Annotated in this window: 22 protein-coding genes and 2 pseudogenes; 21 read left to right on the forward strand and 3 right to left on the reverse strand. The window is 72.9% G+C overall.

The window, feature by feature from the left end; translation table 11 throughout:
• The first annotated feature begins 11 nt into the window (after positions 1-11).
• From BLV72_RS31875 to BLV72_RS31930, 12 genes and pseudogenes are all read left to right on the forward strand, one after another.
• Entirely contained in the window at positions 12-1,382 is a 1,371-nt protein-coding gene (locus BLV72_RS31875) for an MFS transporter (protein ID WP_093466620.1), read from the forward strand.
• Positions 1,383-1,505: 123 nt separating this feature from the next.
• The gene (locus BLV72_RS31880; protein WP_093470668.1) at positions 1,506-2,480 is read left to right on the forward strand and encodes an NAD-dependent epimerase/dehydratase family protein; all 975 of its coding nucleotides are present in this window, start codon (positions 1,506-1,508) and stop codon (positions 2,478-2,480) included.
• Between the two features lie 72 nt (positions 2,481-2,552).
• Positions 2,553-4,229 (forward strand): carbamoyltransferase family protein, encoded by a 1,677-nt coding sequence (locus tag BLV72_RS31885; RefSeq protein ID WP_093466622.1) that lies wholly within the window; start codon positions 2,553-2,555, stop codon positions 4,227-4,229.
• A gap of 48 nt (positions 4,230-4,277) precedes the next feature.
• Positions 4,278-5,321 (forward strand): glycosyltransferase family 2 protein, encoded by a 1,044-nt coding sequence (locus BLV72_RS31890; RefSeq protein WP_093466624.1) that lies wholly within the window; start codon positions 4,278-4,280, stop codon positions 5,319-5,321.
• 46 nt (positions 5,322-5,367) lie between these two features.
• Positions 5,368-6,009, forward strand: a complete 642-nt coding sequence (locus BLV72_RS31895; protein WP_425288408.1) for a D-glycero-alpha-D-manno-heptose-1,7-bisphosphate 7-phosphatase — start codon at positions 5,368-5,370, stop codon at positions 6,007-6,009.
• Positions 6,006-7,064 carry a glycosyltransferase family 9 protein gene (locus BLV72_RS31900; RefSeq protein WP_093466628.1) on the forward strand — a complete coding sequence of 353 codons (1,059 nt, stop codon included), beginning with the start codon at positions 6,006-6,008 and terminating at the stop codon, positions 7,062-7,064. Before BLV72_RS31895 ends, BLV72_RS31900 begins: the two co-directional genes overlap by 4 nt.
• Entirely contained in the window at positions 7,061-8,026 is a 966-nt protein-coding gene (locus BLV72_RS31905; RefSeq protein WP_093466630.1) for a glycosyltransferase, read from the forward strand. The genes BLV72_RS31900 and BLV72_RS31905 overlap by 4 nt, the downstream gene beginning before the upstream one ends.
• Positions 8,023-9,264, forward strand: a complete 1,242-nt coding sequence (locus BLV72_RS31910; RefSeq protein WP_093466632.1) for a glycosyltransferase — start codon at positions 8,023-8,025, stop codon at positions 9,262-9,264. Before BLV72_RS31905 ends, BLV72_RS31910 begins: the two co-directional genes overlap by 4 nt.
• Before the next feature lie 98 nt (positions 9,265-9,362).
• Positions 9,363-9,923, forward strand: a pseudogene (locus BLV72_RS31915) (D-sedoheptulose-7-phosphate isomerase); the annotation flags it as partial.
• 221 nt (positions 9,924-10,144) lie between these two features.
• On the forward strand, positions 10,145-11,584 hold the full coding sequence (gene rfaE2, locus BLV72_RS31920; RefSeq protein ID WP_093466636.1) for a D-glycero-beta-D-manno-heptose 1-phosphate adenylyltransferase: 1,440 nt from the start codon (positions 10,145-10,147) through the stop codon (positions 11,582-11,584).
• A complete protein-coding gene (locus tag BLV72_RS31925) occupies positions 11,581-12,618 on the forward strand; it encodes a glycosyltransferase family 9 protein (protein WP_093466638.1) in 1,038 nt (345 codons plus the stop codon). The genes rfaE2 and BLV72_RS31925 overlap by 4 nt, the downstream gene beginning before the upstream one ends.
• The gene (locus BLV72_RS31930) at positions 12,615-13,436 is read left to right on the forward strand and encodes an SDR family oxidoreductase (RefSeq protein WP_093466640.1); all 822 of its coding nucleotides are present in this window, start codon (positions 12,615-12,617) and stop codon (positions 13,434-13,436) included. The genes BLV72_RS31925 and BLV72_RS31930 overlap by 4 nt, the downstream gene beginning before the upstream one ends.
• Before the next feature lie 28 nt (positions 13,437-13,464).
• Here BLV72_RS31930 and BLV72_RS31935 read toward each other — a convergent pair whose 3' ends face one another.
• The 3 genes from BLV72_RS31935 to BLV72_RS31945 all read right to left on the reverse strand — a co-directional run bounded on the left by BLV72_RS31935 (position 13,465) and on the right by BLV72_RS31945 (position 15,095).
• Positions 13,465-14,379 (reverse strand): glycosyltransferase family 2 protein, encoded by a 915-nt coding sequence (locus BLV72_RS31935; protein WP_244321109.1) that lies wholly within the window; start codon positions 14,377-14,379, stop codon positions 13,465-13,467.
• A 72-nt stretch (positions 14,380-14,451) separates the two neighbouring features.
• Positions 14,452-14,709, reverse strand: coding sequence for a hypothetical protein (locus tag BLV72_RS31940; RefSeq protein ID WP_093466645.1), 258 nt, complete (start codon positions 14,707-14,709; stop codon positions 14,452-14,454).
• Between the two features lie 152 nt (positions 14,710-14,861).
• A complete protein-coding gene (locus BLV72_RS31945) occupies positions 14,862-15,095 on the reverse strand; it encodes a hypothetical protein (RefSeq protein WP_093466647.1) in 234 nt (77 codons plus the stop codon).
• 939 nt (positions 15,096-16,034) lie between these two features.
• Between BLV72_RS31945 and BLV72_RS31950 the strand changes: the two genes are divergently transcribed.
• The 9 genes and pseudogenes from BLV72_RS31950 to trxA all read left to right on the forward strand — a co-directional run bounded on the left by BLV72_RS31950 (position 16,035) and on the right by trxA (position 26,965).
• A complete protein-coding gene (locus BLV72_RS31950; RefSeq protein ID WP_093466649.1) occupies positions 16,035-16,541 on the forward strand; it encodes a SpoIIE family protein phosphatase in 507 nt (168 codons plus the stop codon).
• Between the two features lie 19 nt (positions 16,542-16,560).
• Complete coding sequence (locus BLV72_RS31955) at positions 16,561-19,014, forward strand: SpoIIE family protein phosphatase (protein WP_093466651.1); 2,454 nt, start codon at positions 16,561-16,563, stop codon at positions 19,012-19,014.
• Between the two features lie 51 nt (positions 19,015-19,065).
• Positions 19,066-19,740 carry an alcohol dehydrogenase catalytic domain-containing protein gene (locus BLV72_RS31960; protein WP_244321110.1) on the forward strand — a complete coding sequence of 225 codons (675 nt, stop codon included), beginning with the start codon at positions 19,066-19,068 and terminating at the stop codon, positions 19,738-19,740.
• A gap of 163 nt (positions 19,741-19,903) precedes the next feature.
• Positions 19,904-21,814, forward strand: coding sequence for a molecular chaperone DnaK (dnaK, locus tag BLV72_RS31965; protein ID WP_093466653.1), 1,911 nt, complete (start codon positions 19,904-19,906; stop codon positions 21,812-21,814).
• 68 nt (positions 21,815-21,882) lie between these two features.
• Positions 21,883-22,482, forward strand: coding sequence for a nucleotide exchange factor GrpE (locus BLV72_RS31970; protein ID WP_093466655.1), 600 nt, complete (start codon positions 21,883-21,885; stop codon positions 22,480-22,482).
• A 7-nt stretch (positions 22,483-22,489) separates the two neighbouring features.
• Positions 22,490-23,455 carry a DnaJ C-terminal domain-containing protein gene (locus BLV72_RS31975; protein WP_093466657.1) on the forward strand — a complete coding sequence of 322 codons (966 nt, stop codon included), beginning with the start codon at positions 22,490-22,492 and terminating at the stop codon, positions 23,453-23,455.
• Between the two features lie 43 nt (positions 23,456-23,498).
• On the forward strand, positions 23,499-23,867 hold the full coding sequence (locus BLV72_RS31980; protein WP_093466659.1) for a chaperone modulator CbpM: 369 nt from the start codon (positions 23,499-23,501) through the stop codon (positions 23,865-23,867).
• Positions 23,858-26,498, forward strand: a pseudogene (clpB, locus tag BLV72_RS31985) (ATP-dependent chaperone ClpB). The gene BLV72_RS31980 and the pseudogene clpB overlap by 10 nt, the downstream one beginning before the upstream one ends.
• A 5-nt stretch (positions 26,499-26,503) precedes the next feature.
• Positions 26,504-26,965: a thioredoxin gene (gene trxA / locus BLV72_RS31990; protein WP_093466661.1), complete on the forward strand. Its 462-nt coding sequence runs from the start codon at positions 26,504-26,506 to the stop codon at positions 26,963-26,965.
• Position 26,966: the final 1 nt, after the last annotated feature.

Genomic DNA, 26,966 nt, shown 5'->3' on the forward strand with positions numbered 1-26,966 from the left:
TGACCTCCTCCTTGCCTTCGATACCCGAGCCTCGATCTCCCGAACGTCCCGCACCACCCTCGGCCGGGCAGAGCGAGCGCTCCCCCTGGCGTTGCCTCCGGCACGGCGGCATGCGGTGGTGGTCGGCGGCGAACCTGGTGTCGAACGTCGGTACGTGGATGCAGCTGACCGTGCAGAACCTGCTGGTGCTGCACATCACCGGATCCGCCGCCACCACCGGTGTCTCGCTGGCGGTGCAGGCGGCTCCGGGACTGCTCCTCGGGCTGGTCGGGGGAGCGGCGGTGGATGCCTGGCCCCGCAAGCTCACCGCGGCCGTCAGCCAGGTGGCGCTGGCGGCCATCGCCTTCACCACGGCGGTCCTGGTCGCGTTCGACCTGCTCGACGTCGCCGCGCTCATGGTCCTTTCCGCACTGACCGGGCTGGTGGCCACCGTGGAGGGGCCGGCGTGCGCCCTGCTCGGCAACGAACTGGTACCCGTCCGGGACGTGTCCTCGGCGATCGCCCTGGGTTCGGTGGTGCACAGCGCGGGGCGGCTGATCGGGGTGGCATGTGCCGGGGTCGCGGTGGGGGCGCTCGGCACCGCCGCGGCCTACGCGGCCAACGGGCTGTCCTTCCTCTTCGTGGCCGCCGTCATCCCCTTCCTCCGTCCGGTGGACGGACAGGCCCCGGCCGAACCCGACCGGCGGGCGCGACGGCCCGTGGCCGCCGCCCGCGAGGGACTGGCCTACTTCATGGGCAGGCCACGGCTGGTCGCCCTCACGGTGGTCACCGCGGTGAGTGCCATGTTCGGACGCAACTACGGGCTGACGCTGGCGGTGCTCGTCACGGGACCGCTGGCGGGGAGCGACGAGCAGTTCGGGACCGTCGCCACCGTGCTGGCCGTCGGCGGCATCCTGGGCGCCGTCCTGGCCGGGCGCATGCAGCGGCCGTCCGTACAGTTGATCGGCGCGTTCGCCGCGGTCGGGGCGCTCTTGCAGGTCGTCGCCGGGCTCTCGCCCACCCTGGTGGTGCTGCTGGTGGTCACGGCGCCGATGGCCGTCGCGGAGTCGCTCTTCGACACCGCCGGGACCACGGTGCTGCAAACCGATCCGCCGCCGGGGATGCGCGGACGGGTGCTGGGGGTGTGGCGCACCGCGCAGACGGGCTGGGGCCTGGCGGGCCCTCCGCTGCTCGGCCTGCTCATGGAGTGGGCGGGGCCGCGCGGCGCCCTTGTCCTCGGCGGGCTGCTCATCGTTACGGTGATCGGGGCGGGCGCGCTGGGTCACACTCGCCGCACGGCGCTCCGTTCCGGAACGAAGCCCGTAGCCGCCCACGTGCCCGAGTCCGCACTCCCCTCCCCGAGGCCGGCTCCACACGTCGAGGAGCCGGCCCCCGTCCCGTGATCGGTGCGGACGGGGAAGCGGAGGCAGAGCGGTCCGCGTATCGGGCATGTCCTGATTGCGTCCCATTTGTACGGGTATCCGGGGGTCCCATGCGTGAAGGGACGTGAAGGGAAGGGAATGGCCATGGTGACCAGTGGCTCCGCAGCCTCCGCCCGCTCCTGGGCGCACGCCGTCGTCACCGGCGGGGCCGGGTTCGTCGGCTCGCACCTGTGCTCGTCACTGCTCGCTCGGGGAGCCACCGTCACCTGTGTGGACGACTTCTGCACCGGCACCCCGGAGAATGTCGCCCACCTGAAGGGACGGACCGGTTTCACCCTGCTGCGCAGGGACGTCACCGAGCCCTTCGACGTGGAACGGCCCGCCGACCTCGTCCTGCACTTCGCGTCACCGGCCTCGCCCGCCGACTATCTGCGACTGCCCCTGCACACCCTGGAGACCGGCAGCCTCGGCACTCGCAACGCGCTGGCCCTGGCCCGCCGCCACGGGGCGCGCTTCGTGCTGGCCTCGACCTCCGAAGCGTACGGCGACCCCCAGCAGCACCCGCAGAACGAGCGCTACTGGGGCAACGTCAACCCGGTGGGTCCGCGCAGTGTCTATGACGAGGCCAAGCGCTTCGGCGAGGCACTGACCATCGCGGAGGCGGGAAGCAACGGTACGGATGCCGCCGTCGTCCGGTTGTTCAACACCTACGGTCCGCGGATGCGCGGCCATGACGGACGAGCCGTGCCCACCTTCATCCGTCAGGCGCTGGCCGGGGAACCGCTCACCGTCACCGGCGACGGCACGCAGACGCGCTCCCTCGCCTACATCGACGACACCGTGCGCGGCATTCTGGCGATGGCGGCGTCGGACCTGCGCGGACCGGTGAACATCGGCAACGCGGACGAGATCACCATGCTGGATCTCGCACACAAGATCATCCAGCTCGCCGGGTCCCGCTCCACCGTCGAGTTCATCGGCCGTCCCACCGACGACCCCGCCGTCCGCTGCCCGGACATCACCCTCGCGCGCGGCAAGCTGCAATGGGCGCCGGCCGTCTCCGCCGACGAAGGGCTGGCCCGCACCATCGAGTGGTTCCGCGCGCGGGCCGCCGCCTGAGCACCCGCCCGTATCCCGCCTGCACCGTACGCGTTTCCCCAGCGGCCCCGGAGCCACGGAAAGGCCCCACCCATGCGCATCCTCGGCATCAACGCCCTCTTCCACGATCCGGCCGCCGCCCTCGTCGTCGACGGACGCACCGTCGCCGCCGCGGAGGAGGAACGGTTCTCGCGGCGCAAGCACGGCAAGCGCCCGGTTCCCTTCTCCGCCTGGGAACTCCCCGAGAAGGCGGCCGTGTGGTGCCTGGAACAGGCGGGCCTGCGCCCCCAGGACCTGGACGCCGTCGCCTACTCCTTCGACCCGGCCCTGGCCCGGCCCGCCGCGACCATGGGTCTGGACGACCCCTGGGACCACCTCCGGCTCACCTACGCCCGCCAGGCCCCCGGCTTCCTGCACACCGCCCTCCCCGGGCTCGACCCGGACGCTGTGCGCTTTGTCCCGCACCACATGGCCCACGCCGCCTCCTCCGCCCTCGCCGCGCCCGGCGCCGAGACCAGCTCCGTCCTCGTTCTCGACGGACGGGGCGAAGCCACCTCCCATCTGGCGGCCCGCCGTACCGGCGACCGGCTGGAGCCGCTGTACGGGCAGGAACTGCCGCACTCCCTGGGGCTGGTGTACGAAGAACTCACCGAACACCTGGGCTTCCTGCGCTCCTCCGACGAGTACAAGGTCATGGCCCTCGCCTCGTACGGCACCCCCCGGATGCTCCCCGAGCTGCGCCGTTATGTGTTCGCCACCGGTGACGGCGGCTTCCACGCGACGGGTGTGCCATGGGCCGGTCTGTGCCCCGCCCTCCGCTCCGGCCAGGCGTGGTCACAGGCGCACGCCGACCTGGCGGCGAGCGTCCAGGCGTGTCTGGAGGAGACGCTGCTGGACCTGGTCCGCTGGCTGCACGGACGTACCCACGACCGGGTGTTGACCCTGGCCGGGGGAGTGGCGCTCAACTGCGTGGCCAACTCGCGCATCGCCCGTGAGGGGCAGTTCGACCGGGTCTGGGTCCAGCCCGCCGCCGGTGACGCGGGCACCGCGCTGGGCGGTGCGCTGCTGCTCTCCGCCGAGGCCGGCGACCGGCCGGGGCCGATGACCGGCGCGGACCTGGGACGCCATTGGTCGGACGCCGAAGTGGAGGCGTGGCTGAAGACGGCGGCCGTGCCCTTCGAACGTCCGGCCGATGTCGCCGAGACGGTCGCCGAGGCGCTCGCGGACGACGCGATCGTCGCATGGTTCCAGGGGCGTTCCGAGTACGGGCCGCGGGCGCTCGGCCACCGTTCGCTCTTCGCCCACCCCGGCAGGTCCGGAAACCTGGAGCGGCTCAACGACGTCAAGGGGCGGGAGCAGTTCCGGCCGGTCGCTCCGATGGTGCTGGCAGAGCGCGCGCCCGAGATCTTCGACGGCCCGTTGCCCAGCCCCTACATGCTCTTCGTCCACGGTGTCGCCCCGCAGTGGCGTGATCGCATACCGGCCGTGGTGCACGTGGACGGTACGGCCCGCATCCAGACCGTCGACGCCGCGGCCGAACCGCTGGTGGCCCGCATGCTCACGGCGTTCGAACGGCGCACCGGGCTGCCCGTGGTCGTCAACACCAGTCTCAACACCTCCGGCCGCCCCATGGTCGACGATCCGCGTGACGCTCTCGAATGCTTCGGCTCCGCCCCCGTCGACCTGCTGGCCATCGGGCCGTTCGTGATCCGCCGCGGCGCCCTGTTCGCGGGCGGCCGCACCGATACGGCGCCGCGGAAGGGGACCTGAGCGGGCTGCCCGCGTTACCTGGACCACTTGTCGAGGGAGGAGCCCGCCATGACGGAAGCGGCAGAGCGGACCGCCACACCCGAGTACGCCGTGGTCATCCCCACGCTGGGCCGGCCGAGCCTGGACGTGACCCTGCGCGCCCTCGCCGACACCAAAGGGCCGGCGCCGCGGCGCATCGTCCTGGTCGACGACCGGCCGCTGGACGACTGCACGGCGCTGCCCGTCGCGGTCCCCGACGAACTGGCGCCCCTGGTGGAGATCACGCCCGGGTGCGCCGCCGGGCCCGCCGCCGCGCGCAACATCGGCTGGCGTGCCGCCCCCGAGCCCTGGACCGTCTTCCTCGACGACGATGTCGTCCCCGACCCCACCTGGGCGGACGACCTTGCCGCCGATCTGGCGGCGGCCGGGCCAGGCGTCGCGGGCAGCCAGGGCCGGATCGCCGTACCGCTGCCGGATGACCGCAGGCCGACGGACTGGGAGCGGATGACCGCGGGGCTCGCCACCGCCCGCTGGATCACCGCCGACATGGCGTACCGGCGGGCCGCGCTGGAGGCCGTCGGCGGTTTCGACGAGCGGTTCCCCCGCGCCTTCCGAGAGGACGCCGACCTCGCGCTGCGTATCGTGGCGGCCGGGTGGGGGCTGTCCACGGGCTCGCGCCGGACAACCCATCCCGTGCGCCCGGCAGACCGCTGGGTGTCGGTCCGCACCCAGGCGGGGAACGCGGACGACGCGCTGATGGCCAGGGTCCACGGGCGCGACTGGTGGGCCCGAGCAGGTGCTCCGCGCGGCCGTCGGCGCCGCCATCTCGCCATCACCGCGGCCGGGGCCGCCGCCGTGATCGGCGCCGCGACCGGCAGCCGGTGGCCGGCCGCGGGCGGTGCGGCGCTATGGCTGGCCGGCACCGCCGAATTCGCCCTGGCCCGCGTCCTGCCGGGGCCCCGCACCCGGGCCGAGATCGTGACGATGGTCCTGACCAGTGCCCTGATCCCGCCCGTGGCCACGGCGCACCGGGTGGCGGGCCTGATACGCCACCGCGCGGCCGCCCGCCTCGCCCGCACGGCGGTGCCTACCGCGACGGTGGACCATGCGTAGCGCTTGGCACCGTTTGATAACGGTATGTCCTGGTTACTCGGGGCCCGTGTCCATCGTGGACGTCCCCGAGGCGTCGTCCGTGTGCAAAGGGCCGTGGTTGCTCACCCAGGGTGAGCGGCACGGCTCGCGCACCCGTGCCCGTGGCACGGGCCCCGCGGCGGCGGTCCTCTTCGACCGCGACGGCACCCTGGTCGAAGATCTGCCGTACAACGGCGATCCGGACCGGGTGCGGCTCATGCCCTCCGCCCGCGCCGCCATCGACGCCGTACGGGCCCGTGGGATACCGGTCGGTGTGGTCACCAACCAGTCCGGTATCGCCCGCGGACTGCTCAGCCCCGGCGCGGTCGAGGCCGTGCGGCGGCGCGTCGAGGAACTGCTCGGCCCCTTTGACGTGTGGGCCGTGTGCCCGCACGGCCCCGACGACGGCTGCGGGTGCCGCAAACCCGCCCCGGGTCTCGTCCACGCCGCCTGCGCCGCCCTGGACGTCGATCCGCGCGCGACCCTGGTGCTCGGGGACATCGGCGCGGACATCGACGCGGCGGAAGCGGCCGGTGCGACGGGGGTGCTCGTCCCCACCCCGGTGACCCGGCCGGAGGAGACCGCCGCCGTGGAACACACCGCACCCGATCTCCTCACCGCGGTACGGGCGCTGCTCGGCGGCCCCGAAGACTCGGGAGGCGGCCCTTGAACCCGCCGGGCGCCGGGCCGCGCACCCTGGTCGTACGGCTCGACAGCGCCGGTGACGTCCTGCTGGCCGGGCCGGCCGTGCGTGCCGTCGCCGCCGCCTCCCGCCATACCGGGATGCTGTGTGGTCCGCTCGGCGAGCCCGCCGCCCGGTTCCTCCCCGGAGTCGACGAGGTGCTGGTCCACGATGCGCCATGGGTGGGCTTCGACGCCCCGCCGGTACGGCGAGAGACCACCGAGGCCCTGATCGTTTCGCTGGCAGCCCGACGCTTCGACCGCGCCCTGATCCTCGCCTCCCACCATCAAAGTCCCCTTCCGGCCGCGCTGCTGCTCAAGCTGGCCGGAATCCCCTGGGTCGCGGCGGACAGCGAGCACTATCCGGGCAGCCTGCTGGACCTGCGGCACCGGCGCGCGGCGCACCGCCACGAGGCACGCGCGGCGCTGGAGCTGGCCGAGGCGGCCGGGTTCGCCCTGCCGCCCGGTGACACGGGGCGGCTGGGCGTGACCTCCCTTCCCGACACCGCCCCGCTCACCGGGACCGATCCCTATGTGGTCGTCCACCCCGGTGCCGCCGTTCCCGCCCGCGCCTGGAGTCCGGCGCGCGCCGCGCGGGCGGTGGCCGCCCTGGGGGAGACCGGCCACCGGGTGGTGGTCACCGGCGGGCCGGCCGAGAAGGAACTGACGGCTCAGGTCGCCCACGGAACCGCCCTGGACCTCGGCGGGCGGACGGAATTCGGCGAACTCGCCGGGATCCTCGCGGGCGCCGACGCGGTGGTCACCGGCAACACCGGCCCGTGCCATCTGGCGAGCGCCGTCGGCACCCCGATCGTCTGTCTCTTCGCACCCGTGGTGCCCGCCGAACGCTGGGCCCCCTATCGCGTTGCCCACCGGCTGCTGGGGCGTCAGGACGCGCTCTGCGCGGGCAGCCGCGCCCGCGTCTGTCCCGTGGCGGGCCACCCCTGCCTGGACTCCGTGACCGACGCCGAGGTCCTCGCCGCCGTGGACGCGCTGATCGCCACCGGCCGGGCCGACGACCGCCCCCTGGAGACGACGGCATGAACATCCTTCTGTGGCATGTGCACGGCTCGTGGACCACGGCCTTCGTACAAGGCCCCCACCGCTATCTGGTGCCCGTCCTCCCCGGCCGCGGTCCCGACGGCCGCGGCCGGGCCCGGACCTTCCCGTGGCCCGAGTCCGTCACCGAGATCACTCCGGAAGAGCTGACGGAGACCCCGGTGGACCTGATCGTCCTCCAGCGGCCCCACGAGCCCGGGCTCGCCCGCCGCTGGCTCGGGGGCCGCCGACCGGGACGCGAGGTGCCCGCCGTCTACGTCGAGCACAACGCCCCGGACGGAGACGTCCCCGGCACCCGCCACCCGTGCGCCGAGCGAGACGACCTCACCCTGGTCCACGTCACCCACTTCAACCGGCTCTTCTGGGACAACGGACGCGCCCCCACCGTCGTCGTCGAGCACGGCGTCATGGACCCCGGACACCGCTATACGGGGGAGTACGAACGCGCCGCCGTCGTGGTCAACGAACCGATACGGCGGGGCCGCCACACCGGCACCGATCTGCTGCCCGCCCTCAGTAAGGCCGCCCCGCTCGACGTCTTCGGCATGGCCGCCCGAGGACTCGCCCGCCACCTCGCCCTGCCCGGCGGCCTCTGCCGTACCTGGGAGCTGCCCCAGGCCGAGTTGCACACCGCCATGGCACGCCGCCGTCTGTATCTGCATCCCGTGCGCTGGACCTCGCTCGGGCTGTCCCTGCTGGAAGCCATGCACCTGGGCATGCCCGTCGTGGCCCTGGCCACCACCGAGGTGGTCGAGGCCGTACCGGACGGCGCGGGAGTGCTGTCCACCCGCCCCGAGGTCCTCGCCCGCGCGGCGCGGACCTACCTGCACGACCCGGACACCGCGGCCGAGGACGGGGCGCGGGCCCGCCGGGCCGCTCTCGACCGGTACGGGATCAAGCGTTTCCTCGACGACTGGGAGCGGCTGATAACGGAGGTGACCCGATGACACCCCAGTACGACCGCCCCTGCGCGTCACTGGACATCGCGCTCGTCTCGGAGCACGCCAGCCCACTCGCCGCGCTCGGCGGAGTGGACGCCGGTGGCCAGAATGTGCACGTCGCCCGCCTCGCTGGGGCCCTCGCCGACCGCGGCCACCGCGTTCGGGTCTACACCCGCCGCGACGCGCCGGACCTGCCCGCCACGGTGCCGATCCACGCGGGCGTCGAGGTGTGGCATGTGCCCGCGGGCCCGGCCCGGCCACTGCCGAAGGACGACCTGCTGCCGTACATGCCCGACTTCGGAAACCACCTGGAACACGAGTGGCGGATCGCCCCGCCCGATATCGTCCACTCCCACTTCTGGATGTCCGGGGTGGCGTCGCTGCAGGCCGCCCGGGCCCTCGGACTGCGGCTCGCGCACACCTACCACGCGCTCGGGACCGTCAAGCGGCGCCATCAGAAGGACACGGACACCAGCCCGCCGGACCGCGTCGCGTGGGAGACGAAGGTCGGCGAGGGCTGTGACCGCATCATCGCCACCTGCCGGGACGAAGTCGCCGAACTGGCCGACATGGGCCTGAGCACGGACCGGATCACCGTCGTGCCCTGCGGTGTGGACCCACGGCTCTTCACCCCCAGCGGGCCCACCGTGCGCCGACCCGCGAACCGGGCTCTGCTGGTGCAGATCGGCCGTCTGGTGCCCCGGAAGGGGGCCGCCGTCTCCCTCGCCGCCCTCCCCCTGCTGCCGGACGCCGTCCTGCTGATCGTGGGCGGGCCGCCGCCCGGCCTGGCGGACCATGACCCGGAGGTACGCCGTCTGAGGGCCCTGGCCCGCCGGGCGGGGGTCTCCGACAGGGTCCGATTCACCGGCGGCCTGCCACCCGAACAGGTACCCGCCCTGCTGCGCGCCGCCGACCTCGTCCTGTGCCCCGCAGACTACGAGCCCTTCGGCATCGTGCCCCTCGAGGCCATGAGCTGCGGAACACCCGTGGTGGCCACCGCCGTGGGCGGTCAGCGCGACACGGTCGTCGACCCCGAGACCGGCCGGCTGGTGCCACCGGGGGACCCCGCGGCCCTGGCCGAGGCGGTCGCCGGGCTCCTCGCCGCCCCCGGGACGGCCGCCGCCTGCGGCCGGGCGGGCCGACGGCGCGTCCTGACCCGCTACAGCTGGGAGAGGGTCGCCGCCGCCACCGAAAGCACCTACCGCGATCTGCTGGCCACGGCCGGACCGCTCAGGGCGGCTTGACCGTCCCGACGGCGGCCACCTGCGGGTGGCCGCCCCGCTCAACGGGAAGGAGGTGCGGGCCGGACCCGCCCACCGGCGAAGTACCGGCCCGGACAACCATGACCGACACGCTGCGCGCCGCCCAGGCACACTGCCAATCGCTCCAGGACGCCGTGGCGCACCTGCGCGACAACGGCCTGGAACAGATCACCGCGTGGGGCCGCCACCTGGCCGCCACCCTCCCGGTCGGCGGCCGGCTCATCGCCGCGGGCAACGGAGGCAGCGCCGCCCAGGCCCAGCACCTGACCGCCGAACTGGTCGGCCGCTACCGCCGCGAACGGCCCGCCTACTCGGCCATCGCCTTGCCCGCCGACACCTCCAGCCTCACCGCCATTGGCAACGACTACGGCTTCGAGGAGCTGTACGCCCGGCAGGTCGCCGCACACGGCAGACCCGGCGATGTGCTGGTCCTGATGTCCACCTCCGGACGCAGCCCCAACCTGCTGGCCGCCGCCGACACCGGGCGCGCCGCCGGGCTGCGGGTCTGGGCCATGACCGGCCCTCGTCCCAACCCGCTGACCCTCCGGGCCCACGACACGCTGTGTATCGCCTCCGGCACCACGGCGACCGTCCAGGAGGCCCACCTGGTGGCCCTCCATCTGCTGTGCGAGACCTTCGACCACGAGACCCTCGACCACGACCACGAGACCCTCGACCACGCCCACGACCTCCTCGGCCACGAGACCCTCACCACGGGCACCGCCGACCACGAGATCCTCGACCACGGGCACGAGACCCTCACCACGGACACCGCCGACCTCGTGACCACACGGCGCCACGATCTCCCGCGAGCCCAGCCCCACGCCCCCCGTCCCAGCCGCGCGACCGACCGGAGGTGCCCATGAGCGCCGCGCAGCGACCCCTGGTCGTGGTCGGTGACACCCTGCTGGACCAGGACGTCGACGGCGAAGCCACCCGCCTGGCCTCCGATGCCCCGGCTCCCGTCGTCGACGTCACCGTGGACCGCAGCCGGCCCGGCGGTGCCGGACTCGCCGCTCTGCTCGCCGCCCGCGGCGGGCGCGAGGTCGTCCTCGTCACCGCGCTGGGCGACGACGCCGCGAGCCGGACCGTCCGTGAGGCCCTGCGCTCCCGGGTCACCTTGGCCGAGCTGCCCCTGGACGGCACCCTCCCGGTCAAGACCAGGATCCGCGCCGGAGGCCACCCCCTGGTCCGCGTCGACCGAGGGGGCGGAACGCCGGGAAGCCCTGGGAGGGCCACCGTCGCCGCCCTACGGAACGCCGGAGCCGTCCTGGTCGCCGACTACGGTCGCGGCACCGCGGTCGCGCTGCGCCGGCACCTCGCCGACGCGGCGCACACCGCACCTCTGGTCTGGGACCCGCACCCGCGCGGTGAACGGCCCGTGCCCGGCGTACGGCTCGCCACCCCCAACGCCGCCGAGGCCCGGCTGCTCCTCGGCTCCGACGGCGGTCCCAGGAAGGATCAGGAATCCCTGCGCGTCCACGGAGCGCGCGGCAGCCGTCTCGGTGAGCGCTGGGGCGCCGCGGCCGTCGCCGTCACCCTGGGGGAGCGCGGTGCGCTCCTCACCCGCCCGCACAGCGGCGATCACATGTACGTTCCGGCCGCCCACCGGGCCCAGGGCGACCCCTGCGGCGCCGGAGACTGCTTCGCCGCCACTGCCGCGAGCGTGCTGGCGGGCGGAGGGCTGCCGGAGGAGGCGGTCCAGCTCGCTGTCGCCGAAGCCGCCGCCTTCGTGGCGTCGGGTGGTGCCGGTGGCCTCCGGCCCGGGGAGGTCCTCAGCGGCGACGAGGCCCCCGGGCACCCGTGCGACGCCTACGGCTTGGCCGAGGCGGTCCGTGCCCGGGGCGGTACCGTCGTCGCCGCCGGAGGCTGCTTCGACCTGCTGCACGTCGGCCACGTCGGACTGCTCCAGAACGCCCGCCGCACCGGTGACTGTCTGATCGTGTGCGTCAACTCCGACGCCTCCGTGGCCCGTCTGAAGGGCCCCGGCCGCCCGATCAACCCGGTCGCGGACCGGGTCCGGGTACTGTCCGGACTGGGCTGCGTCGACGCCGTCGCCGTCTTCGACGAGGAGACCCCGGAGCCGCTGCTGCGCAGACTGCGCCCGGACGTCTGGGTCAAGGGCGGCGACTACAGCGCCGACACCCTGCCCGAGGCCGCCGTGCTGCGCGAATGGGGCGGGCAGGCCCTCGTCCTGCCGTATCTTGACGGCCGGTCCACCACCGAACTCGCCCGTCGGGCGGCCCTCGGGGCCACTGTCCGCCCGGCCCCGCCCCCGGTCCCCTCGCGGACCCGCCGATGACGCGCCCCGCGGGCCGCGGCCCCCGCCTGCTGGTCCTGCGCGCTCTCGGCCTCGGCGACCTGCTCACGGCCGTCCCGGCCCTCCGCGCACTGCGGCGCTCCCACCCCGGCTACGAGCTGTTGCTGGCCGCACCGGGCCGCCTGGCCGAGGCCGCGGCGGCGACCGGAGCCGTCGACCGGTTGCTCCCCACCTCGGCTCCCGCCCGGGCCGTCCCCCACCGGATCGACTGGACCGGACCGCCACCGGAGGTGGCCGTGGACCTCCACGGCAACGGGCCGCCCAGCCACCGTCTGCTGAACGCCCTGCGGCCGGGCCGGACCCTGGCCTACGCCCACCCCGATACCCCCCAGATCCCCGGACCGCTGTGGCGCGACGACGAACACGAGTGGGTCCGCTGGTGCCGGCTGCTCCTCTGGTACGGCATCCCGGCCGACCCGGGGGACCAGCGGATGACCGTCCCCGAGGGCCGCGGCTCGCCCGCGCCCGGAGCGGTGGTCCTGCATCCCGGCGCCGACGCCGCCGCGCGCCGGTGGCCCGCCGAGCGCTTCGCCGCGGTGGGACGGGCCCTCGCCGCGACCGGTCACCGGGTCGTCGTCACCGCGGGCGCCGATGAGGCCCCCTTGGCCCATGAGGTCGCCCGGGCTGCCGGGCTGCCTCGGTCGGCCGTGCTCGGCGGCGATGCCGATGTACCGTTCGCCGACCTCGCCGCACTCGTCGCCCGGGCCCGGGCCGTGGTCGTGGGCGACACCGGCCTGGCACATCTGGCGACGGCCCTGGGCACTCCCTCCGTCGTCCTCTTCGGACCGGTGGCCCCCCGGCTGTGGGGACCACCGCGCTGCGACCTGCACCAAGCGCTCTGGTACGGCAGCGACGCCACGCCCCGGCCGGGGGACGCGCACGGCACCGTCCCCGACGAACGACTGCTCGCCATCAGCGTGGCCGATGTCCTGGCGGCGGTCGGCAGGCTTCCGCGCCCGGCCGCCCCCGCGCCCCGCCGCCCGCATCCGACCACCCCCACCGGAGCCGCCGGATGACCCCCGGCGACACCACCCGATCCGACCGCTTCGCCCGCGCCGCCGTCATCACCGGCGCGGACTCCGGCATCGGCCGCGCCACAGCAGTGCGGCTCGCCGACGACGGCATGGACATCGGCATCACCTGGAACACCGACCACGAAGGGGCCGAACGGACCGCGGCCGAGGTACGGGAACGCGGGCGGCGGGCCGTGATCGAGCGGATGGACCTCACTGGTCTCCCGGAGGCCGCCGAGGCAGTCGACCGGCTGGCCGACGCCCTCGGACGCCTCGACGTCCTCGTCAACAACGCGGGCACGGGAACCGCCACCCCCTTCCTCGACCTCGACCACACCACCGTGCAACAGGTCCTCGACGTCGATCTGGTCGGCCCGTTCCTGTGCGGGCAGCGCGCGGCCCGCCGGATGATCCGCCAGGGCGGGGGCGGCCGGATCGTCAACGTCACCAGCGTCCACGAACACCAGCCACGGGTGGGCGCCGCACCCTACTGCGCGGCCAAGGGCGGGCTCGGCCTGCTCACCCAGGTGATGGCCCTGGAACTGGCCGAACACGGGATCGGGGTCAACGCGGTCGCACCGGGCGAGATCGCCACTGCGATGACCGGCCAGGAGGACATGGACGTCCGCGGCCAGAACCGGCCGGGAATCCCGCTGGGGCGGCCCGGGGACGCCCGGGAGGTCGCCGCCGTGATCGCCTTCCTCGCGGGCCCGGACGCCGGCTATGTCACCGGCGCCTCCTGGGCGGTGGACGGTGGCATGCTCCGCATGGGGCCGATGGCCGGGTCCCACCTGGAGAGCGGGGACTGGCGCCGGGGGTGAATCCTGTTCGGCTACTCAGGACACGGTCTCAGGGCACGGGCACCCGCCGGACGGCCTCCTCCACCCACGGCGGCAGCGGGCGGCGTTGCCGCAGCGCCGCCGGGAGCCGGGCGAGCAGCCCCTGGAGGGCGAGCCGCGCCTCCGGGTCACACGTGGCCTCGGCAAGGAGCCGGGCGGTGCTCCGGAAGGCGAGAGGGAGGGGGCGCCGCAGCCAGTGGCCGATCAGCTCGTTGCGTCGCATCACGGCGTTGCGGCCGGGACGGGGTGCCGGGGCCGGGTTGTGGTGGGCCACCACCTCCGCGCAGTACGAAACGCCCCAGCCGCGCGCGGTGAGGTCATAGGCGAGAAGGGTTTCCTCTCCACCGAAGAAGATCAGGGGATGGAAGCCCCCCGCGTCGAGAAAGGCACTGCGGCGCACCACGGCGGCACAGGCGAGGAAACCGAAGACCTCCGGTCCCGGCAGGTCGGGCGCCCGGCCGACGGGGGAGGCGGCAAGCACCGCGTTGAGCGGGTCGGGTCGCTCCTCGGGACCCACCCGCACCTGCGCCGTTACCAGCCCGAGCCTGGGATGGGTGTCGAGGAGACGGGCCGCCCGGCTCAGCGCGCCGTGCCGCCACCACGAGTCGTCGTCGCTGAAGGCGATGTACCGGGTCGTCAGAGCGCGTACGCCATCGTTGCGGGCCAATGCCCCGCGGTTGGCGGGATGGGCCAGGAGGTCCACTCCGGGGAAACGTTCGGCGATCATGGCGCGGGTGTGGTCGGTCGAACCGTTGTCCACCACCAGGACGGGCGGCCGTTCCGGCAGGGCCGTGAGGTGTTCCAGGGCGGTGGCGAGGATGTCGGCGCGATTGCGGGTGGCGACGACGACACCGACGGCGGGCGGGGTCACAGCGCCTGCCGGGACCCGTACCGCCGGAGAGGGCCGCGCGGAACGGCGGCGCATGCCATCACCATGGGTTCTCCTCTCCGCGCATGCGAGTACCCGAGGCGATCCGAGTACCCGGGCCAAGGGGCCCTACGCGGCGCGCCGACCCCCGCCCGGCCCCTGGGTGGGCACGCACCACCAGGCAAGGACCCACCCCGCTTCGACCACCGCGTCGAGGCAGTGCGCGCGGCGTGCCCGGCCGGTGGGTACGGAGATCACGTCGGCCACGAGGAGGACGCCGGCCGTCCCCAGACCGCTGCGCCGGGCCTCAGCCAGGGAATCGGCGGCCGGACGCGCCCGCAACTGCCCCCAGCCCGTGGTGACCAGCAGTCCGGCCACCGTTCTCACCCGTTAGTCCTGTTCTCCGTGCCGGTGACGGACCCGCCCCACCTGCCCGGGACCGGTGGGGGCCGGTAGGCAGGCCCCGCACCGGACCCGCATGCCAGACCCGGTGGCGTCCCGGCCTATGAAGGCCGGCCGCGGGCCCTCGGGCCGGCGGGTCAGCTGCCGAGTCGCGCCTTCAGCAGCTGTTTGCCCAGCTCGGCTCCCTTGCGGCTGTCGGCCTGGGCCTTGCGGAACAGTTCCGCGACCTCGGTGTCCTTGGTGCGTTCCGCGTCCTGGATGTAGGTCTCCATCCGCAGCGCGTTGCTCAGACACGCCTCGACGTACCAGATCAGGTTGTAGTCCTTGTCCCTGGTGCCGGTGGTCTCGCCGGTTTCGGAGGTGTGGGTCATGGTGATCTCTCCCCTTCCGTGTGATGCGGTGGGTGGTCCGGGCAACGTCGAGCGGTCGCCCTCCTGAGCGCACCGGCGGAACTCCGTCCGCCGATCGCCGGGTGCCCCTGATCGCCGTGATGATTCGTACAGGACCGCGTTCAGGCCCCGCGTCTCCACCACCGGGCCGCGCCGCTGACCGCACGGGCCTTCGGGATCCGTGCCGGCCGCGGTTCCGCGGTGGGCCGGGAGCGAGTGATGGCCTTGCCGCACGCTGAACTGTGCGTCACTGCGCCCAGCCGCCAGAGGCAACCTCGGCCTGCCGCACTGCACGGACGTGAAGATCGACCGGCAGTGCACCGACACGCACGGCGCCTCCATCGTCGGGTTCGTGCTCGGCGCGGCTGTACCGGCCCGCGGCACACGCGGCCGGTACTACGGCTCAATGTCCGGCACATCCTGGACGGCCGCCGAGGGGTCCGCGTACCCGAAGGGCCGTATCCAAGCCGCAGCACCATCTGCGAACCCTTGGCGCGACCGGGCCCGTTGAGATCACCGACCGGGCCATCATCGTCGAGGGCCTGGACGAGCCGCCCTTCCTGAGGGGAGTGATCCATAGCCGACCATTGTCTCCGTCGAGGTCATGACGAGCAGCTGGACCATCAACCGCCCCCGGACCGGTAGATAAACGCTGTCGCCCACAGTGAACCAAGTCAGACGGCGCTGGCGCAGTCAGCGGTTGAGCCGAGCCATCAGCTCCCGGTTCGCGGCGGGCGGCGGCGAGGTCCTCGTCTCGTTCGTCGAGGGCGGCGCGGAGGTCGCGGATCTGCTGTTCCCGCTCGCTCATCCGGTGAGTGAGCGCTTCGACGTCGGCGGGGTCGCCGAAGCCGGAGGCGGCCGTGCGCGAGCCGGCCGCTGTCCCAGGGCCGCCGGGCGGCCGGCCGCCGTAAGGTGGACCGCATGGTGGACGCGAGCGTGTCGACCTCGGCCGAGGCTGCTGAGCAGTCGCTGGACGAGCTGCTCCGGGCCACCCACGAGGCATCACCGGTGGAGCTCCCAGTGGCCCTGGACCGCTACGCCGAGGCCGTGGGTATCGGCCGCGCGGTGATCTACCTGGTCGACCTCCAGCAGCGGCTGCTGGACAAGGAGCTGGAGCGCGCCTCCGAACCGCCGCTGGGGCTGCCCCCGCGGCTGTCGGCGGCGCCCCGCCGGATCCATGAGACGACCCTGGAGCCCGGCGACCGGATTCTGCTGTACACCGACGGGGTGGTGGAGTCGCGCGACGAGGGAGGCGAGCAGTTCGGCCTGGAGCGCTTCGCCGACCACATCATCCGCTCGACGGCCGCCGGGGAGAACGCCCCCGAGGTGCTCCGGCTGCTCATCCACGCCATCCTCGATCACCGGCACAGTGAGCTCAGCGACGACGCCACGATTTTGATGATCGAGTGGCGACCGCCGGATCCCTGAGCCGTCGGGACGATGTTCGATGACGCCCCCCGACCCCGCCACCCGCCGCGTCCGGCCGAACCCCCCGCCCGGGGCCCCCGACCTGGCCACGGCCACCGTCGACGACCACGGCGTGGTGACCGGGTGGAGCGAGGGCGCGCGGCGGCTGCTGGGTTATCGCGCCGAGGAGGTCGTAGGGCGGGCGGCGGGCGAGCTGCGCGCCGAGCGGACGGCCGGGAACGCCGGCGAGGGCGCCGGACCGTGCTTGGTGGACCGGGCGCGGTGGAGCGGACGGGTCGCGCTGTGCCACCGGGACGGGCGCCGGGTGGACGTCGAGCTGCTGGCGCACCGCGGCCCGGTGGATGGCGGATCCGCGGGCTGGCTGCTGGTCTGCGCCGCGCCCCGGGAGCCGCTCCCCCAGGAACCGCTGCCCCGGGAGTCGTCCTCCCAGGAGCCGGGCGCGCCGGCGGACCGCGCGTTCGCCCAGTGCCCGTGCGTCCTGGCGGTCTTCGACACGGAGCTGCGCCTGGTGTCGGCGAACGCCGACATGGAGGCCGCCACTGCCCGCAGCGAGGAGCAGATGCGCGGGCTGCGGCTGACGGAGCTGGTGGGCCGCGGGGAGAGCGAGCGGGTCGAGCGGGCCATGCGGGAGGTGCTGGAGAGCGGCGAACGGCTCGAGCTGGAGACGCATCTGCAGGGGTCGGGCGAGAGCCGTGAGCACGGGTGGTCGGTCTCCCTGGCCCCGCTGGTCGACCGGACCGGCAGGCGCCAGGGCGTGTGCTTCGCAGCGCGCGACACCACCGCCGAGCAGGAGGCCCGGCAGCGGCTGCTGCTGCTCAGCGAGGCGGGGGCGCGGCTGGGCAGCACCCTGGACCTGGACCGGATCGCCCTGGAGCTGGTCGAGGTGGCGGTCCCCCGGTTCGCCGACTTCGCCAGTGTCGATCTGCTCACCTTCCTCCACCGGGGCGACGAGCCCCCGGAGGGGCCGCTGCGCGGGCCCATCACCCTGCGGCGCGCGGCCCACCGGTCGGTCCTGGAGGGCGTCCCGGAGGCGGTGGTCGGCGTGGGCGAGCTGGCCACGCATCCCCAGCGGTCCCCCACGGCGGCGTGCCTGATCGAGGGCCGGGCCGCGCGGCACCGGGTGACGGAGCACCTGCTGGCGCGCTGGGAGGCCACGGACCCCGACCGGGCCGCCCGGATCCGGGAGCACGGGATGCATTCGGTGATCGTGGCGCCGTTGCGCGCCCGCGGGGTCACCCTCGGTGCCGCCTTCTTCGCCCGCCACCGCACCCCGGTGCCCTTCTCCGAGGACGACACGATGCTGGCCGAGGAGCTCACCGCACGGGCGGCCGTCTGTGTCGACAACGCCCGCCGCTATCTGCGGGAACGCATGACGACCGTGACCCTGCAGCGCAGCCTGCTGCCGCAGGGAATACCCGAGCTGACGGCGCTGGAGATCGCCTCGCGCTATCTGCCCGCGGGTGCCTGGGCCGGGGTGGGCGGCGACTGGTTCGACGCGATTCCGCTGTCCGGCGCCCGCGCCGCCGTGGTGGTCGGCGATGTCAGGGGGCGCGGTATCCAGGCGGCGGCCACGATGGGGCGGCTGCGCACCGCTATGCGCACTCTTGCCGATATCGATTTGCCGCCCGGTGAGCTGCTGACCTACCTCGACGACCTGGTCACCCGGCTGTCCTCGGACGAGAATCCCGAGATCGGCGGGGCCGTCGGCGCCACCTGTCTGTACGCGGTCTACGACCCGGTCTCCCGCCTGTGCACCCTCGCCTCGGCGGGCCATCTTCCACCGCTGGTGGTCAGCCCGGACGGCACCGCCGATCGTCTTGGCTCTCCCACCGGTCCGCCGCTGGGGCTGGGCGGGCTGCCCTTCGAGACCACGGAGATGGAGCTGCCCGAGGGCAGTCTGCTGGCCCTGTACACCAACGGCCTGATCGACGGCCGCGAGCGCGAGATCGGCGAGGGGCTGGAGACGCTGCGCGAGGTCCTGAGTCGGCCCGCCCCGTCCCTGGAGGCGCTCTGCGACAACGTCCTGCGGGCCCTGCTCCCGGCCCGTCCCGAGGATGACGTGGCCCTGGTCCTCGCCCGAACCCGGGTTCTGCCCGCCGACCGGGTCACCACCTGGGACATCCCCCCGGACGCGGCCGCCGTCGCCGAGGCCCGCCGGAACACCACCGGGCAACTGATGGCCTGGGGTCTCGAGGAGACGCTCTTCACCACCGAGCTGATCGTCAGCGAACTGGTCACCAACGCGATCCGCTACGGCCGTCCGCCCATCCGGCTGCGGCTGATCCGCGACCGCGGCCTCATCTGCGAGGTCTCCGACGCCAACAGCACCGCACCCCATCTGCGGCGGGCCCGGGTCTTCGACGAGGGCGGCCGCGGTCTGATGCTGGTCGCCCAGATGGCGACGCGCTGGGGCACCCGGCAGAGCGCGGACGGCAAGACGATCTGGGTCGAGCAGGACCTCGCCCCGGACTGAACTGGACCGATAACTCCCCGGTCGCGGGCGGGCGTTACGGGTGAGACGGTGATGAAGCGAGCGCACGAGAATCTGGGGAAGGTCGTCGAGGTCGGCTCGGCGGTCAGAAAGGTCAAGGTCGGTCAGTACGTGGTACTGCCGTTCAACATCGCCTGCGGCTTCTGCAAACAGTGCGAACGCGGGCTGACCAACTACTGCCTGACCATGCAGCCGGAACCCTCTGCGGCCGGAGCTGCGTACGGCTTCGCGGACATGGGGCCGTACCAGGGCGGCCAGGCCGAGTATCTGCGCGTGCCGTACGGCGACTTCAACGCACTGCGGCTCGGTGAGGACGCCGAGGAGCGCCAGTTGGACTATGTGATGCTGGCCGACATCTTTCCCACCGGCTACCACGCCACCGAGATGGCCGGCGTCAAGCCCGGGGACCAGACCGTTGTCTTCGGCGCGGGCCCGGTCGGGCTGATGGGTGAACTCGAGGCCCAGGGCAAGGTGCCGATCGGCTTCGGCAAGCTGTGGTTCAAGGGCCGGCGGATCGGCACCGGCCAAGCGCCGGTGAAGCGATACAACCGGATGCTGCGCGATCTGATCGCCGGGGGCAAGGCCGAGCCCAGCTGGGTCGTCTCCCATGAGCTCGGGCTGGATGAGGCTCCGAGCGGCTATCAGCACTTCGACCGCCGCGACGAGGGCTGGACCAAGGTCGTCCTGCACCCGGACGGCTCGCGCTGACGGACCCCCGTCCCGGGGCGCGCTCGGGGCGCCGATATTCGTCCCCGGATCGCTGGACCAGCGGCGGCCCGGTTTGTCACCCTTTGTGGTAGAGGCTCGTTAACCGCTCCCGCGGCTGACCGGGTGCTGACTGTGGCCCGTGGCCGCCCCGGAAGGAGTTGCCATGGCCAAGGCAGTCGGCATCGACCTGGGCACCACCAACTCGGTGATCGCCGTGTGGGAGGGCGGTGAGTCCTCGGTGGTTCCGAACTCCGAGGGAAGCCGCACCACACCGTCGGTGGTGGCCTTCACCGACACCGGTGAACGGCTGGTGGGGCAGCTGGCCCGGCGCCAGGCGATTCTCAATCCCAAGGGCACCATCTACTCGGCCAAGCGGTTCATCGGCCGGCACTACGACGAGGTGTCCGGCGAGGCCAGGGCGGTGGCCTACGACGTCGTCCCGGACGAGCACGGCCTGGCCCGTTTCAGCGTGCGCGGGAAGCTGTACTCGCCGGAGGAGATCAGCGCCCAGGTGCTGCGCAAGCTGGCCGACGACGCCGGGAAGCAGCTCGGCGAGCGGGTCACCGAGGCGGTCATCACGGTGCCCGCGTACTTCAACGACGCCCAGCGCAGCGCCACCAAGGACGCCGGTGAGATCGCCGGTCTGAAGGTGCTGCGGATCATCAACGAGCCGACCGCGGCCGCCCTGGCCTACGGCCTGGACAAGAAGGGCCATGAGACCGTCCTGGTCTTCGACCTCGGCGGCGGAACCTTCGACGTGTCGATTCTCGACGTGGGGGACGGGGTGGTGGAGGTCCGCTCCACGGCGGGCGACAGCCATCTGGGCGGCGATGATTTCGACAGGCGGCTGGTGGATCATCTGGCGGATAAGTTCCATCAGGAGAACGGCATCGATCTGCGCCAGGATCCGCAGGCGTTGCAGCGGCTCTTCGAGGCCGCGGAGAAGGCCAAGACCGAACTGAGCTCGGTGACCCAGACCCAGGTCAGCCTGCCGTTCATCACGGCGGACGCCGCCGGTCCCAAGCATCTGACCGAGACCGTCATGCGGTCCACGTTCGAGCACCTCACCGCCGATCTGGTGGAGCGCTGTCTGGGTCCGGTGCAGCAGGCCATGGGTGATGCGAAGGCCGGGGAGAGCGACATCGACGAGGTGATCCTGGTCGGCGGCTCGACCCGGATTCCGGCGGTGCAGGCTCTGGTGCGGCGGCTGACGGGGGGCAAGGAGCCCAATATGAGCGTCAACCCCGACGAGGTCGTGGCGCTGGGTGCCGCGATTCAGGCCGGGGTGCTCAAGGGCGAGGTCAAGGATGTGCTGCTGCTGGATGTCACCCCGCTGTCGCTGGGCGTGGAGACCCGCGGCGGCGTCATGACGAAGATCATCGATCGGAACACCACGATTCCGGTGCGCCGCACCGAGACGTTCTCCACGGCCGAGGACAATCAGCAGGCCGTGGACATCGTGATCCTCCAGGGTGAGCGTGAGCGGGCTGCTGACAACCGGGTGCTCGGGCGTTTCCAGCTGACCGGTATCCGTCCGGCGCCGCGGGGCGAACCGCAGGTCGAGGTGACCTTTGATATCGACGCGAATGGCATCTTGAATGTCACCGCGCGCGACCAGGACACCGGTAAGGAGCAGTCCGTCCAGATCAGCGAGACCGGCAATCTCGACCGCGGCGAGGTCGAGCGCATGGTCCAGGAGGCCGAGCGCAACCGGGGCGAGGACCAGGCGCTGCGCGAGGCCGTGGATGCGCGCAATGAGCTGGATGCCATTGCCTACCAGGTCGAGAAGCGCCTCTCCGACCTGGGTGATGCGGTGCCCTCCCATGAGCGGTCGCGTGCCGAGCTGCTGGTGAACGATGCCCGCGACGCGGTCAGGAACGCGGCCGGTGTCGACAAGACCAGGCCGCTGGTCTCCGAGCTCCAGCAGGTCCACGCGGGCCTGGCCGCGCATGAGACGGCCGGTGCCGGTGCCGGTGCCGGTGCCGGCGCGGGCGCGGCGGGCGGTGCCCAGGATGCAGGGGCAGGGGCCGGGGGCGATGAGGACGTCATCGACGCCGAGTTCGACAAGGGCTGACCGACCGGGCCGTATGACGGACCCGGCCGATCCGGCGAAGGCAGAGGAAGGCTGACGGAGAGGCCGCGATGTCCACTCAACCGCAGCAGCCCGAACCGGTGCCGGAAGGCGCCGTGACGGAGCCGGAGCAGGAGCAGGGTCTGCCCGCCCCGGGTGGCGCGGAGGCGCGCGGGACGGGCGGGGAGGGCCCCGGCCCGGACGCGGCCGGCGGGCCCGAGGACACCGCGTCCGGGGAGCAGGCCGCCGCGCTGGCGGAGCTGGACGACCGCTGGCGCCGGGCCCTGGCCGATCTGGAGAATCTGCGCAAGCGCCATGCCAGGGAGGTCGAGCGGGAGCGGGCCGCGGAGCGGGCGCGTACGGCGGCGGCCCTGCTGCCCGTCATCGACAACCTCGAACTCGCCCTGTCCCACGCCGAGGCCGACCCCGGCTCGATCGTGGAGGGTGTCAAGGCCATCCGCGATCAGGCCGTGAACACCCTGTCCCAGCTCGGCTACGAGCGGCAGGGGGAGACGGGGGTGCCGTTCGACCCGGCCCGGCATGAGGTGGTCGGTGTGGTGGAGGACCCCGAGGCCGAGCCGGGCACGGTGGTCCAGGTGCTGCGGCCGGGCTACGGGGACCCCGGGAACCAGCTCAGGCCGGTGGCCGTGGCTGTGGCGAAGCGGGAGTGAGCCGGCGATGGCACGGGATTACTACGAGGTGCTCGGTGTCTCGCGGGGTGCGAGCCAGGATGAGATCCAGCAGGCGTTCCGCACCCGGGCCCGCCGCCTTCACCCCGATGTGAACAAGGACCCGAACGCGGAGGAGCGGTTCAAGGAGCTCAACGACGCCTACAGCGTGCTCTCCGATCCCAAGACGCGGGCTCGTTATGACCGGTTCGGTGAGGACTTCCGCAAGATCCCCGAGGACTGGGAGGAGCGCGTCGGCGCCGGTGCCGGTGGTGGCTTCCACGGATGGACGACGGCCGGGGACGGGGGGCGGGTGCGGTTCACGCGTGGTTTCGGCGAGGACGCCGGAGGTGGGGGTGTGGACTTCGAGGATCTGTTCGGCGCGTTCTTCGGCGGCGGCGCGGGCCCGGGCGGGGGCGCGGGGCGTGTGGATATCCCCGGCGCCGACCAGGAGGCGGAGCTGCCGCTCACCGTCGAGGACGCCTTCCACGGCGGACATCGTGCCGTCACCCTGGCCGGAGCCTCGGGGCAGCAGCGCACGTTCGAGGTGAACGTCCCGGCGGGCGTCGTCGACGGGCAGCGCATCCGGCTGGCCGGGCAGGGCGGCCGGGGCACCGGGGACGCACCGGCCGGGGATCTGTATCTACGGGTGCGGATCCAGCCCCATCCGCGGTTCCGGCTGGACGGCCGGAACATCCATGTGACGCTCCCGGTGGCCCCCTGGGAGGCCGCGCTCGGCGCGACCGTCCCCGTGCCCACGCCCGGCGGCACCGCCAAGGTGACGGTCCCGCCCGGATCCTCCAGCGGCCGCCGGCTGCGGCTGCGCGGTGAGGGCATGCCCAACCGGCGCGGGCCCGACGGCGATCTGTACGCCGAGATCCGTGTCATGGTGCCGCCCAGCCTCGGCGACCGGGAGCGGGAGCTGTTCGAGGAGCTGGGCCGCACCTCCTCCTTCGACCCCAGGAGCGAGCGATGAGCACCCACACACCTGGGAGCACCCACACACCCGGGAGGGAGCGATGAGCACCCATGCATCCGGGACGGTCACCGTCACGCGGTACGCGCCCGTGACGTCCGTCCACTACGAGCTGGTGCCCGCGCGCCGGTTGTCTTTGGAGACGGTGGCCAGCCGTACCGGGCTGCACCCCGAGCTGATCCGGCGCTTTGTCGCCCTTGGTCTGGTGGAGGCGGAGCATGATGCCGCGGGGCGGCTGGTGTTCGCCCCCGAGGCTCCGGCGGCGCTGGGCCGCGTCGAGCGGCTGCATTCCGGGCTGTGTCTGAATTACGCCTCTATCGGTCTGGTGCTGGATCTGCTGGACCGTATCGATCTGCTGGAAGCCGCATTGCGCCGCAGTGGCGTGAGGAGTGAACAACCGCCATGGACATGAACCGCCTCACCCAGAAGTCTCAGGAAGCGCTCCAGGATGCCCAGTCCAGGGCCCAGGGTTATGGCCATACCGAGGTGGACGGTGAGCATCTGCTGCTGGCTCTGCTCGAGCAGCCCGAGGGGCTGGTGCCCCGGCTGGTCGGCCAGTTGGGCGCCGATCCGGAGGCGGTGCGCACCATGCTGGAGGCGGAGGTGGCCCGCAAACCCAGGGTCACCGGCCCGGGGACCACGCCGGGGCAGGTCTTCGTCACCCAGCGGCTGTCCCACCTGCTGGATGCCGCCGAACAGGAGGCCAGGCGGCTGAAGGACGAGTACGTGTCGGTGGAGCACCTGGTGCTCGCACTGGCCCGGGAGGGGTCGGCCACCGCGGCCGGGCGGGTGCTGGGGGAGCACGGGATCACCCCCGAGTCGTTCCTGAATGCCCTGACCCAGGTGCGTGGCAGTCAGCGGGTCACCTCCGCCAACCCCGAAGTGGCGTATGAGGCGCTGGAGAAGTACGGGCGGGATCTGGTGCTGGAGGCCCGTGCGGGCAAGCTGGACCCGGTGATCGGCCGGGACGCGGAGATCCGCCGGGTGACCCAGATCCTCAGCCGCAAGACGAAGAACAACCCGGTGCTCATCGGCGACCCCGGTGTCGGCAAGACCGCCATCGTCGAGGGCCTGGCCCAGCGCATCGTCCGCGGCGACGTACCCGAGGGGCTGCGCGACAAGACGATCTTCGCTTTGGACATGGGTTCGCTGGTGGCGGGGGCGAAGTACCGCGGGGAGTTCGAGGAGCGGCTCAAGGCGGTGCTCACCGAGGTCAAGTCCGCGCAGGGGCGGATCCTGCTGTTCGTCGACGAGCTGCACACCGTGGTCGGCGCCGGGGCCGCCGAGGGCGCCATGGACGCCGGGAACATGCTCAAGCCGATGCTGGCCCGCGGTGAGCTGCACATGATCGGCGCGACCACCCTGGACGAGTACCGCAAGCACATCGAGAAGGACGCCGCGCTGGAGCGCCGCTTCCAGATGGTGCTGGTGGACGAGCCGAGTGTGGAGGACACCATCTCCATCCTGCGGGGCCTGCGCGAGCGTCTCGAGGTCTTCCACGGCGTCAAGATCCAGGACACCGCCCTGGTCTCCGCCGCCACCCTCAGCCACCGCTACATCAGCGACCGGTTCCTGCCGGACAAGGCCATCGACCTGGTGGACGAGGCCTGCGCCCGGCTGCGTACCGAGATCGACTCCATGCCCGCCGAACTGGACGAGACCACCCGCCGGGTCACCCGGCTGGAGATCGAGGAGGCCGCGCTCTCCAAGGAGACCGACCCCGCCAGCGCGCAGCGGCTGGAGGAACTCCGCCGCGAACTGGCCGATCTGCGCGCCGAGGCCGACGCCAAGCACGCCCAGTGGGAGGCCGAGCGGCAGTCCATCCGCCGGGTGCAGGAGCTACGCCGGGAGCTGGAGGAGGTGCGCCGCGAGGCCGAGGAGGCCGAGCGCGCCTACGACCTCAACCGCGCCGCCGAACTGCGCTACGGCAGGCTCCAGGAGCTTCAGCGCAAGCTGGCCGCCGAGGAGGCGCAGCTGGCCGCCAAGCAGGGGGCGCACCGGCTGCTGCGCGAGGTGGTCACCGAGGAGGAGATCGCCGACATCGTCTCCGCCTGGACCGGCATCCCGGTCTCCCGTCTAAAGGAGGGCGAACGGGAGAAGCTGCTGCGCCTGGACGAGATCCTCCAGGAGCGGGTCATCGGCCAGGACGAGGCGGTCAAGCTGGTCACCGACGCCATCATCCGGGCCCGCTCGGGCATCCGGGACCCGCGCCGGCCGATCGGCTCGTTCATCTTCCTCGGCCCACCGGCGTCGGAAAGACCGAGCTGGCCAAGGCGCTGGCCGCCGCGCTCTTCGACACCGAGGAGAACATGATCCGCCTGGACATGAGCGAGTATCAGGAGCGGCACACCGTCAGCCGGCTGGTCGGCGCCCCTCCCGGATACATCGGCTACGAGGAGGGCGGTCAGCTCACCGAGGCGGTGCGGCGCAAGCCGTACTCGGTGGTGCTCTTCGACGAGATCGAGAAGGCGCACGCCGATGTCTTCAACACCCTGCTGCAGGTCCTGGACGACGGCCGGATCACCGACGCCCAGGGGCGGCTGGTGGACTTCCGCAACACCGTGATCATCATGACCTCCAACATCGGCTCGATGCACCTGCTGGACGGCGTCACCTCCGACGGCGAGCTCAAGCCGGACGCCCGGGGCCTGGTGATGAGCGAGCTGCGCGGCCACTTCCGCCCCGAGTTCCTCAACCGGGTCGATGACATCGTGCTGTTCAAGCCACTCGGCGAGCCCCAGATCGAACGCATCGTGGAACTCCAACTCGACGAACTGCGCAAACGCCTGGCCGAACGCCTGATCGCCGTCGAACTCACCCCGCCGGCCGCCAGGTCATCGCCCACGAAGGCTACGACCCCGTCTACGGGGCCCGCCCGCTGCGCCGCTTCATCTCCCACGAAGTGGAAACCCTCATCGGACGCGCCCTGCTACGCGGCGACGTCGACGAAGGCGCCACCGTCAAGGTCGACGCCCAACACGGCGAACTCGTCGTCACCTACGAACGGCAGCCGGAGACCGCAGGACTCGGAAAGGCCGCGTGAGAACGATGCCGAGCCAGACCGTCAAGGCCCCCACCATCACCTGCCCCACCTGCGGGAAGACCAACAAGGTGCCCGCGGCGTCGGAGGGCCGTCCCCGCTGCGGCAACTGCAAGGACCCGCTGCCGTGGATCGTGGACGCCGAGGAGCGGGACTTCGCCGAGGTCGCCGAGCAAGCCGACCCCCTCGTCGTCGTCGACCTGTGGGCAACCTGGTGCGGGCCGTGCCGCATGGTCAGCCCCGCGCTGGAGCAGGTGGCCCGGGAACTCGCCGGAGAGATCAAACTCGTCAAGGTCGACATCGACCGTAACCCCCGGCTCGCCCAGCGGTTCGAGGTGCAGGCCGTGCCGACCCTGCTCATCCTGGACAAGGGAGAACTGGTCGCCCGCCGCGCGGGCGCGGCGCCCGCGGGCACCCTGCGTTCGTGGGTCGGGCAGGTGATGACGGGCCGCGACAGCAAGAAAGGGTGAA

Source organism: Streptomyces melanosporofaciens (assembly GCF_900105695.1).
GTDB classification, from domain to species: Bacteria; Actinomycetota; Actinomycetes; order Streptomycetales; family Streptomycetaceae; genus Streptomyces; species Streptomyces antimycoticus.